Source organism: Legionella tucsonensis, assembly GCF_001468035.1.
Taxonomy (GTDB): Bacteria; Pseudomonadota; Gammaproteobacteria; order Legionellales; family Legionellaceae; genus Legionella; species Legionella tucsonensis.
In genome coordinates this window covers 2,419,339-2,441,465 of record NZ_LNZA01000001.1, presented here as the reverse complement: position 1 = coordinate 2,441,465, position 22,127 = coordinate 2,419,339, and the positions used below count along the sequence as shown (strand labels likewise).

The window sequence follows — 22,127 nt, the reverse complement described above, 5'->3', positions numbered from 1 at the left end:
GAGTAACTGTGTCACAATCTCTTGCAGTGGATTCGAGAACTTTTGTGCCTCGTGGTGACTTCATGGCGTGGATAGTGTGTTTATCAGCCGGACTATTTTTTTTCTATGAATTTTTTCAGCTCAATATTTTTGATGTAATCAATCAACCCTTGCGGGATGATTTCCATATTGATGCTACTCAATTAAGCTGGATGTCCAGTACTTATTTGTGGGCAGATATTCTATTTCTTCTTCCTGCAGGGATTATCCTGGATCGTTTTTCTACGCGTACAGTTATTTTAAGTGCGATGTTTATTTGTGTTTTAGGTACAGTAGGTTTTGCTTTAACCCATTCATTTATTGTCGCTTCATTTTGCCATTTTCTTTCAGGGATAGGTAATGCATTTTGCTTTTTATCCTGCGTGGTATTAGTATCACATTGGTTTCCACCAAGAAGGCAGGCTCTAGTAATTGGTTCTTTAGTGACTATGGCTTTTGTTGGCGGTATGATGGCTCATACTCCTTTTGCTTATCTCTATGAATTGTTTGGATGGCGCAAGGCTTTATTAATCGATGGTGCAGTAGGTGCTGGATTATTACTTTGGATTTACTGGATAGTTCGCGATAAACCTGAAGACTCACCAATGAAAGCATGTATCAATCGGGAACAAGTAATTTCTGGATTTATCAAGGCATTATCTAATTCACAAAATTGGTTAGCAGGATTTTATACTTCCTTTCTTAATTTGCCGATAATGGTTTTATGTGCATTATGGGGGGCTAGTTACCTACAAGCAGTACATCACTTGCCTGAAATGGCTGCCAGCAATGTCGTCAGTTTAATTTTTATGGGTAGTGTCGTGGGCTGTCCTTTAGCAGGATGGTTATCTGACACTCAAGGCCGACGTAAGCCCTTGATGATACTAGGAGCTATTGCGACATTTATCACAGTCATTCCGTTATTCTTGAATGTGGCTTTATCACAAACTACTTTGAGCATTATATTTTTTGCCTTAGGCTTTTTTACAAGCACACAGGTAATTTCCTACCCTTTAATCGCTGAAAGCAATTCTGCTGAAAACACAGGTGCTTCAACTGGTATTGCCTCAGTAATTATTATGGGCGGCGGCGGCGTGGGACAAGTGCTCTATGGTTGGTTAATCGCACATCATGCTGAGACGGCAGTGACAACTTATTCTGTGGCAGATTTCCAATATGCCATGTGGATGTTCCCTATAACTACAGCGTTGGCTTTAATCGCGGTATTATTAACCCGCGAAACAAATTGCAAGCGGTAAAGCTGAGGAGTAAAAATGCAAGTGGTGGATGAGTTTCAAGGATATAATGAGATTAAATCGTCATTGTTGCCCTGGATGGTATGTTTTGCTGCGACTTTATTCTTTTTTTATGAGTTTATTCAGGGGAATATGTTTGCATCCATCGCTGCAAATATCATGCAGGACTTTCAAATACAAGCAGATAAAATGGCTTGGCTATCAAGCATTTACTATTTATCTAATGTATTGTTTCTTTTTATCGCAGGAATGATGCTTGATCGATTCTCAATTAAAAATACATTGTTGATTGCCATGTTTTTATGTGTAGCCAGCACTTTTCTTTTGGCTTATTCCCATTCATTTTATATGGCATTGTTTTGTCGTTTTGTTACAGGCATTGGTAGTGCATTCTGCTTCTTAGGTCCGGTGCGTTTGGCATCACATTGGTTCCCACCAAAGCGTATGGCTTTAGTAACCGGTGCTATTGTAACTATGGCAATGGCAGGAGGTATGCTGGCACAATATCCTTTGACTCAATTAGTGATTTTGGTGGGATGGCGTCAGGCAGTACAGGATGTGGGGGTCCTTGGTTTTACTATGTTGATTGTTATGTTTTTCTGGATAAAAGAAAGACCGCAGGCTGCACTGAAACACGACGTAAATCCAATAAATGTAATCTCAGCTGCTAAAAAAGCTTATTTAAATACCCAATATTTGCGTGCAGCATTCTATGCCAGTTTAATGAATATGGCCATCGCTGTATTTGGTGCCATGATGGGTACCTTATACCTGGTGCAAAGGTTAGACATCAGCGCTGCTCAAGCATCTATGGTGAATGGCATGTTATTTTTGGGGGCGATTATTGGTTCACCTCTAGTGGGTTGGATATCTGATAGAATCGGTTTACGGGTAATGCCCATGAAAATCGGAGTGATTGCTTCTTTATTGACTTTGTTTGCAATACTGTATCTTCCAGTTTCTTATAGTGTGATGGCCTTTTTGTTTTTTCTGCTTGGTTTCTTTACTTCCGCACAAGTAATTAGTTATGCTTTGGTGGCTGAAAGTAGTTCGCCTGCAATGACTGCAACTGCTGTAAGTGTCATTTCAATATTGACTCAAGGCGGTTATATTGTGTATCAAAATATGTTCAGTTATTTACTAACAAGCCATGGTGGGATGCATATGATAAACGGTACTCCCGTATATCTACTCAGTGCATATCAATATGCTGCAATTATTTTACCTGTAGGTTTATTAATCGCTTTTCTCATGCTTTTGGGTTTAAAAGAAACACGTTGCGAACATACTGAGGGCTAAGATGATAGGTAGAGTTTGTATATTACTCATGGATTCATTTGGTATCGGTGCGAGTCTGGATGCATCTCGTTATGGAGATGCTGGTGCTAATACTTTTGTTCATATCCATCAAGCATGTGAGCGCGGTGAAAGTGACAGGGTAGGTCTGCGTCAAGGCCCATTAACTTTGCCCAATCTGGCTAAATTAGGGCTTTATCATGCGGCTTTAGCCAGTAGCGGCTTGCGTTTTGTTGAATTGTCCACTTTTCCTGAACCTATAGGTTATTATGGTTATGCAGTAGAACAGAGTTTAGGTAAGGATACTCCAAGTGGGCATTGGGAGTTAGCAGGGGTCCCAGTTACTTTTGAATGGGGTTATTTTCCCGAGCAACCATTTTGTTTTCCAAAAAAATTAATTGATGCATTAATTCAACGTGCTGGTTTACCAGGAGTACTTGGTGAGAAACATGCATCTGGGACTATCATTCTTGAAGAATTAGGCGAAGAACATATGCGAAGTGGTAAGCCTATTGTTTATACTTCTGCAGACAGTGTATTTCAAATTGCAGCTCATGAAGAAAGTTTTGGTTTGCAGCGTTTGTATGATGTTTGTGAAATTGCTCGTACTTTAGTAGATGAATATCAGATTGGCCGTGTGATTGCTCGACCATTTATTGGTCAATCAGGAACGTTCAAACGAACAGCAAATCGTAAGGATTATGCAACACTACCCCCTGAAAAAACCTTACTTGATTACTTGAAAGAAGCAGGTCGTGAAGTTATTGCTTTAGGGAAAATTGCTGATATTTATGCGCATCAAGGTATCACTCAAGTCATTAAGGCAGACAGTAATATGAGCTTATTTGATGCTACTTTAACCGCGATGAAGACTGCACCTGATGGGAGTTTGGTTTTTACTAATTTTGTAGATTTTGATTCCTCGTACGGTCATCGGCGTGATGTAACTGGTTATGCACATGCGCTTGAGGTGTTTGATGCACGTCTTCCAGAGCTTAATGCGTTATTAAAGCCAGATGATCTGGTTGTTATTGTTGCAGATCATGGTTGTGATCCTACTTTTCCTGGCTCAGATCATACAAGGGAACATATTCCCGTATTAGTATATGGTCCAAGTCTTAAAAGCCGCTTTATTGGACGTCGCGATAGCTTTGCTGATGTTGGTCAAAGCATTGCACAACATCTTGGATTAGCAAATTTATCCCACGGGGTATCCTTTTTCATCTAATTTCTATGGATATCCCCAATAATGTATAGACCAGGGGATTGTTTCAATGGGTAATTATTCATTTTGAGTCCCTTGTTTTTTTGTTTATCATCCCCATGTATGTGGTTACAGTTTGATTTGAGGATTTAATTTTGGAACAATTTCGTGGGACAACCATACTTTCAGTAAGACGCGGAAATCAAGTAGTTATCGGCGGAGATGGCCAGGTAACTTTAGGTAATACTGTGATGAAGGGTAATGCGCGTAAGGTGCGACGCCTCTATAAAGATCAAGTGATTGCTGGCTTTGCTGGTGGTACTGCGGATGCGTTTACTCTTTTCGAGCGTTTTGAGAGTAAGCTGGAAATGCATCAAGGCCATTTGGTCCGTGCTGCGGTTGAGCTTGCTAAAGATTGGCGAACAGACAGAATGTTACGCCGACTTGAAGCAGTGCTTGCTGTAGCAGACATCAAATCTTCCCTAATTATTACAGGTAATGGTGATGTAATCGAGCCTGAGCATAGCTTAATTGCTATTGGTTCGGGTGGTCCTTTTGCACAAGCAGCTGCGCGAGCATTGATGGAAAATACAAAATTATCTGCTGTGGAGATAGTGCGTAAAGCATTAGCTATTGCTGGAGACATCTGTATTTATACCAATAACAATTTAACTATAGAAGAATTAAATCATGGCAACAAATAACAACAAGGCGAGTGAGATTATCCGAGAGGTGATGACGCCTCGTGAAATTGTCCAGGAATTGGATAAATATATTATTGCCCAGGATGATGCAAAAAGAGCGGTAGCAATTGCATTGCGTAATCGTTGGCGGCGTATGAATATTAAAGATCCCGCTTTACGCAATGAAATCATGCCCAAAAATATTCTCATGATTGGGCCAACTGGTGTTGGTAAAACAGAAATTGCTCGGCGTTTGGCTAAATTGGCTCGTGCTCCATTTATCAAAGTGGAAGCAACAAAGTTTACCGAAGTAGGATATGTTGGACGGGATGTGGACTCTATTCTTCGTGATTTAGCGGATATTGCAGTAAAACAAGAACGTGAATTTGCGATGAAGAAGGTGGGGCATTTGGCTGAAGATGCAGCTGAAGAGCGTATTCTTGATGTATTACTTCCTCCTGCACGGGGCAGCTTAACACCAAGTGAAAAAGACAGTACAGCCAGACAAGTCTTTCGTAAGCAATTGCGTGAGGGAATTCTCAATGAGAACGAAATTGAAATAGAAGTTTCAACAACGCCAATAGGCATCGAAATTATGGCTCCTCCAGGCATGGAAGAAATGACAAGCCAATTACAGTCCATGTTTCAACAAGTGGGTAGTCATCGAACGAAAACCCGTAAAATGACTATTGGTAAGGCCATGCAAATTTTACGTGAAGAGGAAGCGGCTAAACTGATTAATGAAGATGATATTAAGGTTCGTGCCATAGAGAATGTGGAACAAAATGGTATTGTCTTTATTGATGAGTTGGATAAAGTAGCACGACGTGCTGAAAATGGGGGAGGCGGGGATGTATCTCGTGAAGGCGTACAAAGAGATTTATTGCCTTTAGTCGAAGGAACAACGGTTACTACCAAATACGGTATGATTCGTTCAGATCATATTTTATTTATTGCATCTGGAGCGTTCCATGTAGCTAAGCCGTCTGATCTGATTGCAGAATTGCAAGGTAGATTGCCGATACGTGTTGAGTTATCCGCTCTTTCTGTCGATGATTTTGTACGTATTCTTACTGAGCCTACTGCTTCACTGACGTTGCAGTATAGTGCTTTAATGGCTACTGAAGGTCTAACGTTGACTTTTGATGAGACAGGAATTAGACGTATTGCTGAAGTAGCATGGCAGGTGAACGAGCGTACAGAAAATATTGGTGCACGTAGGCTTTATACAGTTATGGAGCGATTATTAGAAGTTGTTTCATTTGAAGCAACAGACAAATCAGGCGAGTCTGTCCATGTTGATAAAGCATATGTTGAAAAAAATCTCGGACAGCTCGTAGCGGATGAAGATTTAGCTCGCTATATTCTTTAAATGACAATTTACTCTCTCTCATTCAATTTGATGGGGCTTGATTCAACTGGAATTTTGGTATGTGATTAAACTGTAGGTTATAAGAACAGATGTTCTCACGGAGGAGAAAAAAATGTCACATAATTCGAGTTCTATTATTACAATGATAAGTGAGGAGCTTGAGCTTATAGAGGAAGGAGTAGATGATTCAGTAACTTCTGGTTCTCATGTTGGGATAAAATTATATTCCTTTTTTAATCGTTCAAAATCTACTTTAGATTTTCCAGATACTTATGCAAAGATTTGGAATAAAATCAAAGGGAATTCTAATCAAAGAAGAATCAAAGCGCTGCTTATAGATTATACCAAAGAAAATTGTTTATTCGGCTCGTTTATTGGGCGGATGATTTCAAGACATTGGAATAGGCATAATGTCAGGGCAGTAAGTAAAATTATCGCGAATATATCAGTTAAGAATTATTATGATTCTGCTGATGACATTGTTTCTGATTTGAAGACACTAAAACCTGAAAAAGGAGGATCTTTATATCAACGAATTAAATTTATTGAAAAAAAATTGGAAGACCAATTAAAGTATAATTTTAAATTTTAACTTAAAAGAAGCAGTTGAGTTCGTAGCGGCCACCTTAGCTTGCTTGGTAGAACCCATTGCTTTTTTAGGCTTAAGATAATGGAGCTGTTTGATGTCTAATCCCTATGTTTTGGTTTTATATTATTCGCGGACCGGTTCTGTAGCACAATTAGCACAATATATTGCACGTGGTATAGAACGTGTTGAGGGTATTGAAGCACGCTTAAGAACGGTTCCACCTGTTTCAACTACGTGTGAAACGGTCGATAAGGCAATTCCTGATAAGGGCGCACCTTATGTCACCTTAGAAGATTTACGACATTGCCATGGTCTCGCTTTGGGGAGCCCTACTCGTTTTGGAAATATGGCTGCTCCTTTGAAATATTTTTTGGACAGTACTTCATCTTTGTGGTTGGCAGGTGATTTAGTAGATAAACCTGCATGTGTTTTTTCTTCTTCTGCAAGTATGCATGGAGGTCAGGAAACCACTTTGTTAAGTATGATGTTGCCTTTGTTGCATCAGGGTATGATTTTATTGGGAGTACCTTATTCTGAACCGTCTTTAAATGATACGGTTAGCGGTGGAACTCCCTATGGTGTAACTCATGTTTCTGGTGTGGCAAATGATCGACCTCTGAGTCAGGATGAAATTAATTTAGCCAAGCATTTAGGCGAGCGTTTGGCACGGGCCGCTCTTAAGTTGTATAGAAAAGGATGAGCGATTTTATTGAGTCTGGTCAAAGCGAAATCCAAGAATATTTGCGATGATTTCCAAAGTACATATTCATTCTGACTATAATAAAATTAAGTGAAAAAAATGAAAGTAATTAGTTTTAATGCCAATGGTATACGTTCAGCAGCACGTAACGGATTCTACGAGTGGCTTGCAATGCAAGATGCTGATTTTGTTTGTATTCAAGAAACGAAGGCTCAACCTGAGCAGTTAATTCCAGAAGAGTTATATTATCCTCGTGATTATTTTTGTGAGTATTATTCAGCTCAAAAAAAAGGATACAGCGGAGTGGCAATTTATGCTCGCCAGAAACCAAGTCGTATCGTAAAAGGTATGGGATTTGATTATTGTGATAATGAAGGACGATATATTCAATTTGATTATCCTAAATTCAGTATTATCTCCCTTTATTTACCTTCAGGTACTAGTGGCGATGAACGTCAGATGGTGAAGTACAGTTTTCTCGAACAGTTTGCCGAACATTTAATGCGATTAAAAAATGAGGGACGAGAGTTAATTTTGTGTGGGGATTATAATATTGCTCATAAAAAAATCGATTTGAAAAATTGGCGCGGTAATCAGAAGAATTCAGGATTTTTACCTGAAGAGCGAGCATGGATGGATGATTTGTTTGGGGCTATGGGGTTTGTTGATGCGTTTCGTGTACATAATCAGGAAGAAGACCAATATACATGGTGGTCTTTTAGAGGACGTGCATGGGAAAAAAATGTAGGATGGAGAATTGACTATCAGATAGTAACTCCTGGTTTTACTGGGGATGTAGTGGACAGTCGTATTTTTCGAGAAGCACGCTTGTCTGATCATGCTCCTTTGCTTATTGAATATAAGGGAGATTGGTGTGCTTAAATTAGCAAGCTGGAATGTGAATTCATTGAAGATAAGACTGGAGCAAGTATTAGAATGGTTTGATTCTACCCAGATGGATGTTCTTGCCATGCAGGAAACGAAGCTGCTTGATGAAAATTTTCCTGTGGCCGCGTTTACAGAGAAAGGTTACTATGTGGCATTTTCAGGACAGAAGACTTACAACGGTGTTGCCGTAATAAGTCGATATCCTTTTTCTAATGTTCTAACCGACATCCCTGATTTTGATGATCCTCAACGACGTATTTTAGTTGTTACTGTTGCAGGTATTCGCCTGATCAATTTATATGTTCCCAATGGCTCTGAGCTCACTTCAGATAAATATCAATACAAGCTGAATTGGTTGCAAAAGGTTACAGCATTTATTCAATTACAAATGAGTGTTTTTCCTAATGTGGCTGTAGTAGGCGATTTTAATATCGCTCCTGAAGATCGTGATGTGCATGATCCTGCTGAATGGGTAGGTTCGGTATTAGTTAGTCCCGCTGAACGAGAAGCTTTTACGCAATTATTACAACTTGGATTGCATGACAGTTTTAGAAGTTTTATGCAGGATGAGCAGGTGTTCAGTTGGTGGGATTATCGTGCAGGAGCTTTCAGGCGTAATCGGGGCTTGCGTATTGATCATATTTTGCTGAGTAAAGCACTTAATGGATTATGCAGGCAATCAGTTATTGATAAAGAACCACGTAAAGTAGAAAGACCTTCTGATCATGCACCTGTTTGGGTTGAATTGGATTTTAATGTAAGTTTATAGCTTGAGATGAAGCGGGCGGAGTCGGAAGAAAAAAATATATCGGTTTTGGTTTTTCCGTTCTGCTCCGCACGCATTACCATTCCTGTTCGACCAAGATTCAACATTCCCCACGAGCCCTTACCTAAGCGCTTGCTTGAAATTCATTATTTATTTTGTAACGTTTCAAATAAAAACCAAATTCGTCGTTCTGTTTCATCAATATAAACTTCCAAGAGGCTGGTTGTGGCAAAATCATCTCGCTTACTGCACACTTCATGAACTTTTCTCATATTTTTTAAAAAACTCTTATTATCTTCCAGGAGGTTATGCAACATATCATCTGCTGACAAGGTTTCATTGACATCTTGAAGTGTTTGCAATTCTTTGATCTGCCCAATAGAATGGATTGTTCTTTCTCCAAGTTTGCGTACACGTTCTGCTAAAACATCTATCATTGCAAGAATTTGTTCGCTTTGCTCATCTAATAAGAGATGATAATCACGATAATGGGGTCCCGTCATATGCCAATGGAAATTTTTGGTTTTAACGAATAATGCAAATGTATCTGCCAAAAGTGGGTTAATAGCCTCAGCAATTTTACGACGATCTTTTATATCAAGGTCATTGGGTGTTTCAAGCCTATAAAGTGCCAGTTTTTTCATTTTAACTCCTGTTAAATTAATTTGTTTTTATAAGCGTAGACCAAACATTGTTAATTTGTAACAAATTGTTAAAAATATCATCTTTTTATGCAAAAAAATAATTGAGTTGAATAATTTACAGTCATCCTTAAAGGCGCGGTGAATGGATTTCTGTGTCCGATTCAGGAGGAGAGGCAGGTGTTTCTTTTTTTACAGTTGGAGTGATAGTCTCTGTTGGAGTTTTTATTTTGGCACTTTTTATCTCATGGACTTGGTCGCTATCGAGTTGAGTCAATACGCTTTTATATGAGCTAGTCGATTCGGTATTACAGGCAGGTTCTTCCATGTTTAGAACATTTTTTAAATAGTCTTTAATCAATTGTTCAGTTAATTTCTGTCCATCACTAAACTCATAATCAGGATGTTTCTCAAGTATAAACGCTGCTATACGAGATGAGTTGAAAGCTGTCCCTATACCAGACATTACCCGTTTTAAGAGTCGAATATTTTCCTGTGAATATTCTTCATCTTTTATATCGGAACGTTTCATTAGATATGTTTGACCTTCGTTTACTTTAGCAAGGGCTGTTTGATACTCTTCATAAAGATTACCAAGATCGCTCCAGGTTTTAACAAATCCTATCCATTTACTCGCCGCAAAGTCTTTAGCATATTCAGATAGAAAAACTTCCATTCCTTTATGAAGTGGCATTTTAGGTTGATCTCTTAGTTGTAAAAAATGAAAAGCAGACTCCAGTTGTCCATCAAGACAATAACCTAAAAAATTGCCACTCCATTCATAGAGTAAATCTGCATTTTTTGCCCTTTCATATTGGGAAATGAATGAATCAATAATACTATTTAAACCATTATATAAGCTAACATGAGAATAAGCATGATTAAGAGGAGCATAGGGATCAATGTGTAGATCTATGTTATTAATGGATAATAAATTAGGTTGAGAGAGATTACTCATTATAAATTCATATCCCATGCCAGTATAGATTTTTTTATTTTCTGCCAGTTCTTTTATAGCTTCTAAACAAGGAAAATGAGTAATTCCATTTTTTTTACAATCCTCAGCGATTTCTTTTAATTTTTTGATACGAACTTGATCACCTCCTTCTTTCTCTTTTTGCATGATGGAGTTTGCTGTTTCGATTTCGGCTTTGATTTGTTTCCTGGCTTCTTTTTCTGCATTAGTTTCTTTACTCGAAGTGGATCGATTAAAAAGATCTTTTAATTTTTCTAAATTGGTTTTTTTGTGAAAAAATTGAGTCATTTCCCGTTCTAGTAAATCTTGCAATCTTCCATCTAAGGGGGGATATTTATTTATTAAGTTAATAAATTTCGGTTTTTTGAATTCTGCATTTAACTTGTTATTGGGGAAATTTTTTTTGAAATCGTCTAAAAAATCATACAAAGATCTTTGTGTAAATTCACTATCAGGAGGTATTTCTTTATTTAATTCTCTCAATAATACGTTCAGATCTGCTGTTGGTTTCTGCTTTAATAATATAGATTTTAAAATATTTTTTTGGCGGTAAGCAATTGCGGATTCTTTTTCATGTTTTTGTCTATCTGCTGCTTCATCATCATTTGCAGTGCTCAGTAAGCCAGTTAACCTAATTACTTCTTCCTCAGACCGCTCGGGTAATTTATGTCCATCTTCAGGTTGAATACTTTCAGTGATTACTTCAACAATATTTGCGGAACTATGGACGCCACAACTGATTTCATCCCTTTGTTGTACCCCAGAACCACACGTAATTTTATAACCATGCAAAATTCCTTCTTCGATGCATTGAGAAATTTGCTTTTTGGCTTCTACGTAATTCTCACCTAAAGAATCCATAATGTGTACTTTTTTCTTTTCTCGATCAATTACGACAGCAACTGAATGTTCTCCCAATTTGGTAGGCAAAGAAAAAAATACATAGCGAGGGTCTGCCTTAGAAAAATCAATACCTTTTTCTTCTAATTGATTTGCTAAGTTAAAATGTTCGCCAACCCGGTCTTGCCCGACCATTATTGAAATAAAATTAGTATAACCTTGACTGTTCAAGACTCTTGAAGCGCTGTTAACAATGGATGAATTATCAAAGTCTATTTGATTTTTTCTATATCTTTCACCGCGCTTAATTTGTATTTCACGATCCAGATCATCAAAAGGCTTATATTTTACAGCCATAATAATTGTCATAATGTGCGAATATATATCTATTATAGTATATACATTAAAAGGATAGATAGAAATTTAACCAATTCGGCGGTGAGATAAGGGATAACTTTATTGAGTTTATAAGAGAACTCCATCAATTTCCGATTTTCATTATTCAAGTGGTGGTAGCAGTTTGAATCAAAGCATTAAATAATTGAAGAGACTATTACCTCCCTATTTTTATAAAAATTGCTTTACAGAAAATTTTCTGCTATTGTTTTGCGTCATTTGTATCGAGTATGGTGCTTGGCATTGGGTTCAGGTGGCGATACTCATTTAAAACTGAGAGAGTAGTATTATGAAGGCATCAATTCATCCAGATTATAAAGTAGTTAAGGTAACATGCAGCTGTGGCGAGGAATTTGAAACCCGTTCAACATTGTGTAAAGATTTGAACATTGAAGTATGCTCACAATGTCATCCTTTTTATACTGGTAAGCAAAAATTGGTGGATACTGGGGGTCGTGTTCAGAAGTTCCGTGATCGTTATAGCCAGCGTTCTAATCAAGCTGCTAAAGAAGAAAAGAAATAAGGGGCGCGTTATCTTTGCGCCTTTTTATTATACTTCATTCGAAGTATAACTTATTGACAGATTGTTCCTGCAATGCTAATTTGCAGTGCTTGTAGGTTCTTGACGTCCAATTCTTGTCCCAATTTCATCACTTCATGGCTGTTTTCTGAATAACTGTGAGTATATAGCCAGATGTTTGTATGCCTATGGTGCTTTGGATAAGGATGAGTTGGCGATGGTTAGTAGGATTTTAAACCTTACTTAAGTTTTGTTTCACATGAAAGAGAGTAAGTACTTTGGATAATGAAGTTTTAAAGCAATGTGCATTAGATTATCACGAGTTTCCAACCCCTGGAAAACTCGGTGTCCATGTTACCAAATCAACTGACTCTCAGAGTGATTTGTCCCTGGCTTATACGCCTGGTGTTGCTGCTCCTGTAATTGCAATAGCAGAAAACCCTGAAGACGCCTATCGTTACACTAATAAAGGAAATTTAGTCGCTGTTATGACGAATGGCACTGCAGTATTGGGTTTGGGAGATCTTGGGCCTCTTGCAAGTAAGCCAGTAATGGAAGGTAAGGCAGTATTATTTAAGCGTTTTGCTGGCATTGATGTATTTGATATAGAAATTGATGCTCACGATTCGCAAGCTTTTATTTCTACAGCAAAACGGATTGCTCCCACTTTTGGAGGGATTAATCTGGAAGATCTAAAGGCCCCAGAGTGTTTTGAAATTGAGCAGGCTTTAATTGAGCAATTGAACATTCCAGTATTCCATGATGATCAGCATGGTACTGCAATAGTTGTTGCAGCAGCTTTGCTTAATGCCCTTGAACTACAACAAAAAAAATTATCTGAAGCAAAAATCGTTTGTATTGGAGCAGGAGCAGCAGGAATTGCTTCCATGCGATTGCTTGTAGCTTTGGGGGCACATAAAGAAAATATGTTACTTTTGGATACAAAAGGTGTTATCCATTCTGGACGAGCTGATTTAAATGCTTATAAATTTGCTTTTGCACGTACTACTGAATCTCGAACTTTAGCAGATGCACTCGTTGATGCTGATGTTTTTATTGGAGTTGCCAAGCCGGACTTATTAGGTGTCGATTTATTGAAATTAATGGCACCTAGGCCTGTTATTTTTGCTTTGTCAAACCCTGATCCTGAAATTAGACCTGAATTGGCTTTTCAAGTTCGTGATGATTTGGTCATTGCTACCGGACGTAGCGACTATCCTAATCAAGTCAATAATGTGTTATGTTTTCCTTATATTTTTCGTGGCGCGTTGGATGTACGCGCCAAGTGTATTAATCAATCAATGCAAATTGCTGCAGTTGAAGCAATTCGTCAACTGGTGCATGAGCCCGTCCCCCAGGTAGTGAAGGATAATTACCCAGGTGTTGCGTATTGGGATTTTGGTCCTAACTACATTATTCCCAAGCCTATAGATCCTCGTTTAAGAGAACGAGTTCCTGTTGCTGTAGCTCAGGCTGCAATAGCAAGCGGAGCAAATCAAGTAAGTAGTAATTTAGAATAAGAAGCATCCTGAATGCAGGACTCAAGGTGTAGCAGTATGCCGTATGAGATGTATCGGGTTGCGCTCAGGATAATAGGTGAATTATTTAGCTAAGGGCTTTTACTGTTGAATTGAAAACAGTGCGTGCCCTTGCTTAACCAAATAGTTAAGGAGATTACTTTGCTTTCTGAAAACCGGAGAAATTACCCATTAATTGGATGGCTTATTTGTGGTCTTGGAGCCCTGTTTTACAGTTATGAATATTTGCTTCGAATAGCGCCAAGTGTAATGGAAACTGCCCTACGTGAGCATTTTAATTTGTCAGCCACAGGCTTTGGGCATATTTCATCTATTTATTATTATGCCTATGTCCCTATGCAATTACCTGTAGGGATTATGATGGATCGATATGGTCCTCGAAGATTATTAACTTTTGCCTGTTTGAGTTGCGTAATTGGAACTTTTTTATTCACAGGTACAACCTTTTTTTGGATTGCAGCTTCAGGACGATTTTTAGTCGGATTAGGCTCTGCATTTGCATTTGTGGGGGTATTAAAGCTTGCTACAATCTGGTTGCCTGAGAATAAGCTCGCTATGGTTTCTGGTATTACTTCAGCTTTAGGAACAGTAGGAGCCATGTTAGGCGATAATTTTTTAGAGCTTTTTGTTACCCAAATAGGATGGATTAAAACCTTAAACATGACTGCCTTTTTTGGGATTGTATTAACCTTTTTATTGTGGTTGGGAGTTCACGATAAAAAAGGACGCTACAGGCAAAGCGGTACCGTTTCCAATTTTAAAGTAGGCCTGATTGACTTAAATATAATAATCAGTAATAGACAAATATGGATTAATGGACTTTATGGTTGTATGGTTTATCTACCTACGACTGTATTTGCTGAATTATGGGGAATTCCCTATTTAAGGCATGCCCATGGCTTATCAGCGCATGGCGCGGGCGTAGCGAATTCATTACTTTTCTTAGGTTTTACTTTAGGCGCTCCCCTGATGGGATACTTTTCTGACAGAATAGCGCGCAGAAAGCTCCCTATGTTTTTAGGTGCTGCTGTTGCTACGGTCCTTATGCTGGTTATTCTGTATTTCCCTGGTTTAAGTGAAGCTAATGTACAGGTAATCATGTTTTTCCTGGGGCTATCTTATAGTGCACAAGCAATTGTGTTTGCAGTCGGAAGGGAGTTGAGTCCTGGTGAGGCAGCAGGTACAGCTATGGCGTTTACCAACATGATTGTCATGTTAGGTGGTATGTTATTGCAGCCTTTAGTAGGGCATTTATTGGACTTTAGTTATTCCTTACGGAGTGGTGCCTCACTTTCAACTGCGTTAGTTGTGGAAAATGTTAATAAATTGTACAACATCACTGATTACCGCGTTGCACTGGCTTTTATACCACTAAGTATGTTTATTGCTGCTTTATTAACCTTCTTTTTAAGGGAAACTCACGCTCATGCACCTAAATGACACTGTTTCAAGAAAACAATTGCTTTTTGGCATGCTTATATGCTTTGTTGGGGCTGTTTTTTACTGCTATGAGTTTATTTTGCGTATTATTCCTGGGGTTTTACAGACTGAACTAAGCATCGCGTTGGGGCATATTTCAGCGACTACTTTTGGCCAAATATCCGCCTTATATTATTTTGCATATTCACCGATGCAAATGCCTGTAGGAATGCTCATGGATCGATTTGGTCCTCGACGGCTTTTAACGTTTGCCTGTGTGTGTTGTGCCATTGGTTCCTGGATGTTTACCCTGACCTCATCCATGTTTTTGGTGGGGGCGGGACGCTTTTTAGTGGGTTTTGGCTCTTCCTTTGCGTTTGTCGGTGTATTGTCTCTTGCACTACATTGGTTACCCAGACGCTATTTTTCTTTAGTTGCGGGCCTCATGACTACTTTAGGAATGTTAGGGCTTGTTTATGGTGAAGTGAAGATTACTGAATGGTCTGAGAGCATCGGTTGGGAGTATGTATTATTCTTAATAGCCATTGTAGGCTCTGGATTGAGTGTATTGATATTTCTCGTGGTTCGTGATGGACCTGAAGGACATCAGTCAAATAAACATCCTTTACCCGAGTTCTTCAGAAATGTTCTTAAAGTGCTAATGGCACCAGAAGTTTGGGTTATTGGTTTTGTTGGAGCCTGTTTATATACTTCATTGTCTGTATTTGGTGAGTTGTGGGGAAAAACGTATTTGGAGCAAGCACACAATTTGACTAAAGTTGAGGCTGCCAGAACTGTCTCAGCAGTTTTTTTGGGTTGGGCAGTTGGTGCTCCTATTGCCGGATATTTATCAGATCGTACAGGAAGACGTTTGTTGCCTTTGGTTTTAGGCGCAATTTTAGCCTTGATTTGTATTAGCATCGTATTATATTGGCCTGGATTATCCTACTTTAGCTTGAATGTCTTGTTGTTTTTGTATGGCGTATTTAGTGCGACAGAAATTATAGTATTTATTATGGCTAAGGAATGCAGTGGCGCTCAATTATCAGGTACGGTATTCGCAGCAACAAACATGATAGTAACCCTTGGGGGTGTTATTTTCCAACCACTTGTTGGCAAGTTACTGGATACTTTTGGTGACAGTGGCATTGTAGAGGGGGAGCATATCTATACAGTAGTAGATTATCAGGTTGCTTTATCGATATTACCACTGTCATTATTACTCGTTACTATTCTTGCTTTCTTTATCAAAGATCATGATCATAAAGATCATCCAATTAATTAATGGAAAATCTACCCCTAATGTAGCTTGCTTCGCTGACCAGGCTACATTATGAATTAATTAAATATTGCAATTAACTCTTTTACCGGATGGCGTAGCGATCCCTGGCAATTAATAAAACGCGATACCGGAAAACTTTTAATTTCTGCTTTTCTATAGTGGTATCGAGTAAACTCAGTATCATGGTTGGAAAGAATAACCGGAATGCCCTTAGCAGCTGTTTCTTTAGCCAACTCTGTTAACTCGATTTGATCTTCTGTTGTAAATAGTTTTTTGGTGTAGGGTAAATGGTGTGATTTCTCTGAAAGTAGTACATAAGGTGGGTCGCAATAAATCACATCACCCCGCTCTGCATATTCAAACGTTTTTCTGAAATCATTATGGATAAATTCTGTCTGTTGGCTTTTCAAATGAAAAAGTTGCATTTCTTTGTATGGAAAATAAGGTTTGCTATAAAGTCCAAAAGGAACGTTATAAAGTCCTTTGGAGTTATATCGACATAATCCATTATAACCGTGTCGATTTAGGTAAAGAAAAAGTGCAGATTTTTCTTGTGAATGAGGAGATAAATTAAAATCAGATCGGAGTTGATAATATTTTTCTTTACGGTTGAATTCTGGGCTAAAATAGGCTTCGCAATGCTTAATGAATGCGTCTCCATTTTGTTGTAATGTAGTAAAAAGATAGATTAAGTCAAAATTGCTTTCAGCCAACAGGTAGGAAGAATAATTCGTATTCATAAAAATAACGCCTGAGCCGGCAAAAGGCTCAATGAGACGTTTACCCTGAGGAAGAAAGGGAATAATCTTTTCCAGACAGTTGTATTTACTACCTGCCCATTTGAGAAAAGGCCTTATTTTAACCATTGGTTTTACCACGATTTATTCAGGAAGAAGTATTGCTCATTTTTAAGAAAAAAAACAGAATTTTTATTGTAAAAATTTACAACGATTTAAGTATACCCTTTTTCTATCGCATAGAGCAGATCAAAAAATAGAGTACCGTTTCCCAGTAATTAAGGCACGTTATTTACAATGCATTCATTTATTTCTATTATTGATTTTTGCAACAAAAATCAAATGAGAGGCATGATGAGTCAACGTGGAGGTAAACGAGAAGGAGCAGGTCGGCCTTTGGGCGGAGGAAAATATGGATTAGAACCGACTAAGGCAATACGTATTCCTATGTCTCGTCTTTCAGAAGTTCATACACTATTGGAAAAAGAGTCTAAGGCATACAAATTACCTCTTTATTCCAGCAAAGTTCAAGCTGGATTTCCCTCACCAGGAGATGATTACATTGAACGTTACTTAGATTTAAATCAGCAGTTGATAAAGCATCCTGCAGCGACATTCATTCTGACTGCGACAGGAGATTCGATGACTGATGCGGGTATTCATTCAGGAGATCTATTGATTGTTGACAAGAGTCTTGAAGCGCAACATGGCAAAATTGTGATTGCTGCACTTAATGGAGAGTTGACTGTGAAGCGCTTCTCTAAAATAGGAGATCGTGTACAGCTTCTTCCAGAAAATCCAAAATATAAACCGATTGATATCACGGATGGGCAAGATTTAGTGATTTGGGGTGTGGTTACTTATGTAATTCATATACCAAGCTAGGCCTGTTCCATTTTTACTATCTTGGCCAAACTGCCCTGATTTTTCTGTGATCCTATGTTCACATACTGCATGTATGTTGCTTCGATTCTCGAAAAACAAGTCTTTTTGGCTCAAGCTAGCGAAATGGAAACAGACCTAGGTAGCCCTTAATCAATCTCAGTTTAATGTTCCCAAATTACAGGAAATAAAGGATGATCCATTGGTGCTCCTGCCGGAAGCTGTTCACTTAATTCTGGGAAATCGGGTGAGGTTACCCATTTTCGTGGTGCATGAGTGATATCGTCGCCAAGAAAACGCACAGAAAATACTCTTCGCCGTTGATTGCAACTCACTCCACTAGCAGAGTGAAGCGTGAGCATATGAAAGCAAACTACGTCACCAGGAGTTATTTCCCAACCAATAATGGGGTAATTTTCACGTTTTGAGTCAATATCGGGAAGATCAGCGAGGCTTCCTTTTGGAAACCATTTTGCTTGGTTATCCATAAAGGAACGAGGCATGAGCCATGGTCCTAAATGAGAGCCTGCGATAAATTCCAAAGTGGATGCATAAGGTACTGGATCAACTGGTATCCATAAACTGCAATTTTGTATTCCTTCAATATTGTAATAGGGTTGATCTTGGTGCCATGGAGTTCGTTGCCGCGTGCCTGGCTCTTTAACCAGAAGATGATCATGAAAAAGTCTTGTTTTTTTACTCTCCATGAGTTTTCCGGCAATGAGACTAACTGGTGATTCAAAAATAAATTGTTGATAATGAGGGTTCGTTTTCCAAGTACAAAAATCTTCAATGAATCGCCCCGGATCATCATTTTTACTTGCAATTTTAACTCTGGGACTGGGGAATTTCAGGTTGAGCTCAATGCCGGCTCGAAGTAGCTTTATTTCCATAGGATTTAGAATTTGACGAATACAAACAGCGCCATCTTTTTTATAAGCATCAATTTGAGCTCGCGTAACAGCTACCTCAACACGCTGAATAATTTGTTCTGAAATAGAATGGTTTTCCATTTTTGATGAAAAAATGAGTCGTTTTCATTGATGTTACTAAAACTCAAGATAAAGAGCCATTTCTTAAAGCATGGAAATAAAATAGCGGTAATGCATGATTTTAAAAAAATCATGAGGGCAACTAAAAGTTATGCTATTTTACTGCTTTACCACGAAAAAGGATTGTGCAGGTGAATGAGTTGAAATTAAAGCCCAGCGAGCGGAAAATTATTTTTCTTGCTTCTTTGGGCGGTGCATTGGAGTTTTATGATTTTGTAATTTACGTTATTTTCGCACCGATAATCAGTCAGATTTTTTTTCCAGAAACCGACAAATTGGCTTCGTTAATGAGTGTATATGCCGTTTTTGCCATTGGCTATTTGGTTCGTCCATTAGGAGGTGTCGCTTTTAGTCATTTTGGAGATAAATACGGTCGTAAAAAAACGTTTATTTTTTCGGTCATCCTAATGGCGGTTCCAACAGCTCTTATTGGAGTTTTACCAACGTATCAACACATAGGGATTTTTTCGAGTATCCTTTTGATTTTTTTACGGTTATTGCAAGGGTTATCGATTGGTGGTGAAATTCCAGGAGCATTAACCTTTACTTGCGAACACGTAAATCCTCGTTCCAGGGCACTTGCTTGCGGTGTTATTTTTTCTTGTCTCAATTTAGGTATTTTTCTGGGTGCAATGATTAGTTTAATTCTAACGAATCAACTTTCAAACGAACAATTATTGAGTTTCGGTTGGCGTATTCCATTTATACTTGGTGGTTTACTTGGGATATTCAGTTTCTACATTCGTAAACAGTTGGCTGAAAGCCCCTTATTCCTTGCATTTAAGAATTCAACAGAAAATACGCGAATGCCTTTTGTTGAAGCAATGACTTTATATTGGCGAAAGATTTTACAAGGTATTGGTTTAACGTGCTTGGGATCGGTAATGATTAATTTATTATTCTTATATATGCCTACGTACCTTTCAACGATCCTCGCTTATCCGAAACAACAAGCGACCTTATTTAATACGATTAACTTGGGTTTTTATTCCTTGTTACTTATATTTTTTTGCTGGTGTGCTGATCGTGTAGGTCGTAAGTTGGTTCTTTTAATTGGAGCAGTTGGTTTTATTTTATTAAGTTATATTTTATTTATTACATTATCCAGACAAACAACTTTATCACTTATTGCTGCCTTATTTATTTTTGCTATTTTGAGCAGTGCCATCATGGTTTATCCCAGCTTACTGGTTGAGCTATTCCCAGTTTCTATTCGTTACACTGGAATTGCAATTTCCTATAATCTCGCATTTGCTTTTTTCGGAGGTTTAACTCCGTTTATTGCTACTTATTTAATTGGAGTATTAAACAACAATCTTGCTCCGAGCTTTTATATAACCCTGAGTGCAATTCTTTGTTTTATCGCGGTATTGACTATTAAAAAGCTCTATGTGGAAACGGAAGCTTCATTATGAGTTCGGGAGTAAAATCACTGTCTTTTTCATTTCATCTTTACACATGCAAGAAGCTCTATTGGCCCTTATGTTGCAGACAAAGTATTTCGTTCAGAAATTTCTTTCACTATGGTAGAAAATATTTTAATGGATACATTAAAGCAAATTTCTCGATTAAGCGATATGTATAAGCCGGGCGGGTACAGCAAACCCGGGCATATATGGGGCGCAGAGTTCTCTGGTTTCGCTATGCTGTACCAGGCTTTGCATTTAATTAGGAACTGAACGTTTGTCTTCAAAAAATTCTACTTTACCGGTCTTGATATCATGTAGGCCTGCCACAATCCCTACTTGTTTTTTACTAATTAAATCTTTAAGTATAGGACTTCTTTCTTGCATCTCTCTGACAACTCTTAATGCATTGGCTTTAGCGATAGCATCAATTAATTTAGGATCAGTACAATTTTTTGTTCCTTGTTCTTGCATGCTTATTTGTACTACGGGTTTAATTTTGTCTAAAATCTCAGTTAAATGTCCAAGTTGGACATCTCCACACGCACCTGCTACAGCACCGCATGAAGTATGCGCCAAGACTACAATAAGACGAGACCCAACTACTTTAGTCGCATACTCCATACTACCCAAAATATCTTCATTGAGCACGTTTCCGGCCACACGTAAGGTAAATAAATCAGCTAAACCTTGATCAAAAAAGAATTCAGGAACACTACGTGAATCCATACAATTGAGGACTACTGCAAATGGATATTGCCCATAAGCAGATTGATATGATTGCTTTAAATAATCTCTAGTTATTTGAGTATGGGTTAAAAAACGTTGGTTTCCCTCTTTCAAACGTTGTAGCGCTTGTTTTGGGGTAATTTTCTGTTGCTTTGCTTGAGTTAATGTTTTGCCTAAAATTGGAATCTCTGTAACAGGTGTGTTTGCAAGGCTAGTAAATGCGCAGGTAAAACCCAATATTAAAGTCAAAAATTTTATTAGATGCTGCATTATGATGCTCCGTTTTAATTAGAAATCATTCCTTTTTATTGATAATAACTTAATCTCGCAATTCATACACTATTTCCTTGACCTTTCTTTTCAAAACATGGCGGTCACATTTTGTGACCGTCTCTCAGACATAAAGAGCGGTAGTAGGATGAAAAAATTGTTGAAGATTGCCTGCCACCGCCACTGGATCCCGCGACACATCGCAGGACGTGAAAGGTAAGTAAAAAATCCTTTGACTTAATGGCAGTGAAAAAGCAAATTGTTCTAAGGTTGGATTGAGACACTTTTCTCTGGATTCAATGAAAAAATACGAAGACGATGATGATCTGGATCAAGTGCTACAAAGGTATAGCCAAAATCCATCATCGTCGGGGGTTGAGCAATCTGGATCCCCTGTTGTTGCCAGAGCGTATAAAGTTCGTCAATCACATGAGCATCTTGCACTTGTAATGAAAGCTCTCCTCCACCACCAAGTGCTGTTGCATGGGGTTCAACAGAGTGCTTTGACCATAGACCAAGACGCATACCTGATTTTAATAAAAACATGACAAAAGTAGGTGATGATTCAATAGGTTGACTCTTGAGTAGTTGCTCATAAAACGATGCACTAATCAGAGGAGCATCGACATAAAAAATGATTAAATTGGGATCAAGATGCATAAAGAAC

The 22,127-nt window shown here is 38.3% G+C and carries 21 protein-coding genes; 15 read left to right on the top strand and 6 right to left on the bottom strand.

Annotated features, from left to right (window positions below; genetic code table 11):
• The first annotated feature begins 8 nt into the window (after window positions 1-8).
• From Ltuc_RS10750 to xth, 9 genes are all read left to right on the top strand, one after another.
• Entirely contained in the window at window positions 9-1,277 is a 1,269-nt protein-coding gene (locus tag Ltuc_RS10750; protein ID WP_058521258.1) for an MFS transporter, read from the top strand.
• Window positions 1,278-1,292: 15 nt separating this feature from the next.
• Entirely contained in the window at window positions 1,293-2,573 is a 1,281-nt protein-coding gene (locus tag Ltuc_RS10745; protein ID WP_058521257.1) for an MFS transporter, read from the top strand.
• A 1-nt stretch (window position 2,574) separates the two neighbouring features.
• A complete protein-coding gene (locus Ltuc_RS10740) occupies window positions 2,575-3,798 on the top strand; it encodes a phosphopentomutase (protein ID WP_058521256.1) in 1,224 nt (407 codons plus the stop codon).
• Between the two features lie 131 nt (window positions 3,799-3,929).
• Window positions 3,930-4,478: an ATP-dependent protease subunit HslV gene (gene hslV / locus Ltuc_RS10735; RefSeq protein WP_058521255.1), complete on the top strand. Its 549-nt coding sequence runs from the start codon at window positions 3,930-3,932 to the stop codon at window positions 4,476-4,478.
• Entirely contained in the window at window positions 4,465-5,829 is a 1,365-nt protein-coding gene (hslU, locus tag Ltuc_RS10730) for an ATP-dependent protease ATPase subunit HslU (protein WP_193786847.1), read from the top strand. The genes hslV and hslU overlap by 14 nt, the downstream gene beginning before the upstream one ends.
• Before the next feature lie 112 nt (window positions 5,830-5,941).
• The gene (locus tag Ltuc_RS10725) at window positions 5,942-6,421 is read left to right on the top strand and encodes a DUF5617 domain-containing protein (RefSeq protein WP_058521254.1); all 480 of its coding nucleotides are present in this window, start codon (window positions 5,942-5,944) and stop codon (window positions 6,419-6,421) included.
• 91 nt (window positions 6,422-6,512) lie between these two features.
• Entirely contained in the window at window positions 6,513-7,118 is a 606-nt protein-coding gene (wrbA, locus tag Ltuc_RS10720) for an NAD(P)H:quinone oxidoreductase (RefSeq protein ID WP_058521253.1), read from the top strand.
• A gap of 99 nt (window positions 7,119-7,217) precedes the next feature.
• On the top strand, window positions 7,218-8,000 hold the full coding sequence (locus tag Ltuc_RS10715) for an exodeoxyribonuclease III (RefSeq protein ID WP_058521252.1): 783 nt from the start codon (window positions 7,218-7,220) through the stop codon (window positions 7,998-8,000).
• A complete protein-coding gene (gene xth / locus Ltuc_RS10710) occupies window positions 7,993-8,775 on the top strand; it encodes an exodeoxyribonuclease III (protein WP_058521251.1) in 783 nt (260 codons plus the stop codon). Before Ltuc_RS10715 ends, xth begins: the two co-directional genes overlap by 8 nt.
• A gap of 143 nt (window positions 8,776-8,918) precedes the next feature.
• Here xth and Ltuc_RS10705 read toward each other — a convergent pair whose 3' ends face one another.
• Complete coding sequence (locus Ltuc_RS10705; RefSeq protein WP_058521250.1) at window positions 8,919-9,416, bottom strand: Dps family protein; 498 nt, start codon at window positions 9,414-9,416, stop codon at window positions 8,919-8,921.
• A gap of 127 nt (window positions 9,417-9,543) precedes the next feature.
• Complete coding sequence (locus Ltuc_RS10700; RefSeq protein WP_058521249.1) at window positions 9,544-11,586, bottom strand: hypothetical protein; 2,043 nt, start codon at window positions 11,584-11,586, stop codon at window positions 9,544-9,546.
• 328 nt (window positions 11,587-11,914) lie between these two features.
• Here Ltuc_RS10700 and rpmE point away from each other — a divergent pair, with 328 nt between their 5' ends.
• From rpmE to Ltuc_RS10680, 4 genes are all read left to right on the top strand, one after another.
• Window positions 11,915-12,148: a 50S ribosomal protein L31 gene (rpmE, locus tag Ltuc_RS10695; protein WP_058460082.1), complete on the top strand. Its 234-nt coding sequence runs from the start codon at window positions 11,915-11,917 to the stop codon at window positions 12,146-12,148.
• A 275-nt stretch (window positions 12,149-12,423) separates the two neighbouring features.
• Window positions 12,424-13,665 (top strand): malic enzyme-like NAD(P)-binding protein, encoded by a 1,242-nt coding sequence (locus Ltuc_RS10690; RefSeq protein WP_058521248.1) that lies wholly within the window; start codon window positions 12,424-12,426, stop codon window positions 13,663-13,665.
• Between the two features lie 159 nt (window positions 13,666-13,824).
• Window positions 13,825-15,123 carry an MFS transporter gene (locus tag Ltuc_RS10685; protein WP_058521247.1) on the top strand — a complete coding sequence of 433 codons (1,299 nt, stop codon included), beginning with the start codon at window positions 13,825-13,827 and terminating at the stop codon, window positions 15,121-15,123.
• Window positions 15,110-16,387: an MFS transporter gene (locus Ltuc_RS10680; RefSeq protein WP_058521246.1), complete on the top strand. Its 1,278-nt coding sequence runs from the start codon at window positions 15,110-15,112 to the stop codon at window positions 16,385-16,387. The genes Ltuc_RS10685 and Ltuc_RS10680 overlap by 14 nt, the downstream gene beginning before the upstream one ends.
• 53 nt (window positions 16,388-16,440) lie before the next feature.
• Here Ltuc_RS10680 and Ltuc_RS10675 read toward each other — a convergent pair whose 3' ends face one another.
• Complete coding sequence (locus Ltuc_RS10675) at window positions 16,441-17,250, bottom strand: DNA adenine methylase (RefSeq protein ID WP_058521666.1); 810 nt, start codon at window positions 17,248-17,250, stop codon at window positions 16,441-16,443.
• Window positions 17,251-17,475: 225 nt separating this feature from the next.
• Between Ltuc_RS10675 and Ltuc_RS10670 the strand changes: the two genes are divergently transcribed.
• The gene (locus Ltuc_RS10670) at window positions 17,476-18,006 is read left to right on the top strand and encodes a LexA family protein (protein WP_058521245.1); all 531 of its coding nucleotides are present in this window, start codon (window positions 17,476-17,478) and stop codon (window positions 18,004-18,006) included.
• 161 nt (window positions 18,007-18,167) lie between these two features.
• On the opposite strand, the gene Ltuc_RS10665 is transcribed toward Ltuc_RS10670, so the two are convergent.
• Entirely contained in the window at window positions 18,168-19,016 is an 849-nt protein-coding gene (locus Ltuc_RS10665) for a phytanoyl-CoA dioxygenase family protein (RefSeq protein WP_058521244.1), read from the bottom strand.
• 170 nt (window positions 19,017-19,186) lie between these two features.
• Between Ltuc_RS10665 and Ltuc_RS10660 the strand changes: the two genes are divergently transcribed.
• Entirely contained in the window at window positions 19,187-20,470 is a 1,284-nt protein-coding gene (locus Ltuc_RS10660) for an MFS transporter (RefSeq protein WP_058521243.1), read from the top strand.
• 249 nt (window positions 20,471-20,719) lie between these two features.
• Here the strand turns inward: Ltuc_RS10660 and Ltuc_RS10655 are convergent, their stop codons facing one another.
• Together Ltuc_RS10655 and Ltuc_RS10650 are read right to left on the bottom strand one after the other, a co-directional pair.
• Window positions 20,720-21,460, bottom strand: a complete 741-nt coding sequence (locus Ltuc_RS10655) for a carbonic anhydrase family protein (RefSeq protein ID WP_058521242.1) — start codon at window positions 21,458-21,460, stop codon at window positions 20,720-20,722.
• Between the two features lie 264 nt (window positions 21,461-21,724).
• Entirely contained in the window at window positions 21,725-22,120 is a 396-nt protein-coding gene (locus Ltuc_RS10650; RefSeq protein WP_058521241.1) for a VOC family protein, read from the bottom strand.
• Window positions 22,121-22,127: the final 7 nt, after the last annotated feature.

What these genes read in the sequence shown, in the direction of transcription:
- Ltuc_RS10715 (WP_058521252.1), top strand. Translation starts at nt 7,218, where the DNA reads ATGAAAGTAATTAGTTTTAATGCCAATGGTATACGTTCAGCAGCACGT.
- Ltuc_RS10655 (WP_058521242.1), bottom strand. Translation starts at nt 21,460, where the DNA reads ATGCAGCATCTAATAAAATTTTTGACTTTAATATTGGGTTTTACCTGC.
- hslU (WP_193786847.1), top strand. Translation starts at nt 4,465, where the DNA reads ATGGCAACAAATAACAACAAGGCGAGTGAGATTATCCGAGAGGTGATG.
- rpmE (WP_058460082.1), top strand. Translation starts at nt 11,915, where the DNA reads ATGAAGGCATCAATTCATCCAGATTATAAAGTAGTTAAGGTAACATGC.
- Ltuc_RS10745 (WP_058521257.1), top strand. Translation starts at nt 1,293, where the DNA reads ATGCAAGTGGTGGATGAGTTTCAAGGATATAATGAGATTAAATCGTCA.
- Ltuc_RS10665 (WP_058521244.1), bottom strand. Translation starts at nt 19,016, where the DNA reads ATGGAAAACCATTCTATTTCAGAACAAATTATTCAGCGTGTTGAGGTA.
- Ltuc_RS10725 (WP_058521254.1), top strand. Translation starts at nt 5,942, where the DNA reads ATGTCACATAATTCGAGTTCTATTATTACAATGATAAGTGAGGAGCTT.
- Ltuc_RS10650 (WP_058521241.1), bottom strand. Translation starts at nt 22,120, where the DNA reads ATGCATCTTGATCCCAATTTAATCATTTTTTATGTCGATGCTCCTCTG.
- Ltuc_RS10670 (WP_058521245.1), top strand. Translation starts at nt 17,476, where the DNA reads ATGAGTCAACGTGGAGGTAAACGAGAAGGAGCAGGTCGGCCTTTGGGC.
- wrbA (WP_058521253.1), top strand. Translation starts at nt 6,513, where the DNA reads ATGTCTAATCCCTATGTTTTGGTTTTATATTATTCGCGGACCGGTTCT.
- Ltuc_RS10700 (WP_058521249.1), bottom strand. Translation starts at nt 11,586, where the DNA reads ATGGCTGTAAAATATAAGCCTTTTGATGATCTGGATCGTGAAATACAA.
- Ltuc_RS10675 (WP_058521666.1), bottom strand. Translation starts at nt 17,250, where the DNA reads ATGGTTAAAATAAGGCCTTTTCTCAAATGGGCAGGTAGTAAATACAAC.
- Ltuc_RS10705 (WP_058521250.1), bottom strand. Translation starts at nt 9,416, where the DNA reads ATGAAAAAACTGGCACTTTATAGGCTTGAAACACCCAATGACCTTGAT.
- Ltuc_RS10740 (WP_058521256.1), top strand. Translation starts at nt 2,575, where the DNA reads ATGATAGGTAGAGTTTGTATATTACTCATGGATTCATTTGGTATCGGT.
- Ltuc_RS10680 (WP_058521246.1), top strand. Translation starts at nt 15,110, where the DNA reads ATGCACCTAAATGACACTGTTTCAAGAAAACAATTGCTTTTTGGCATG.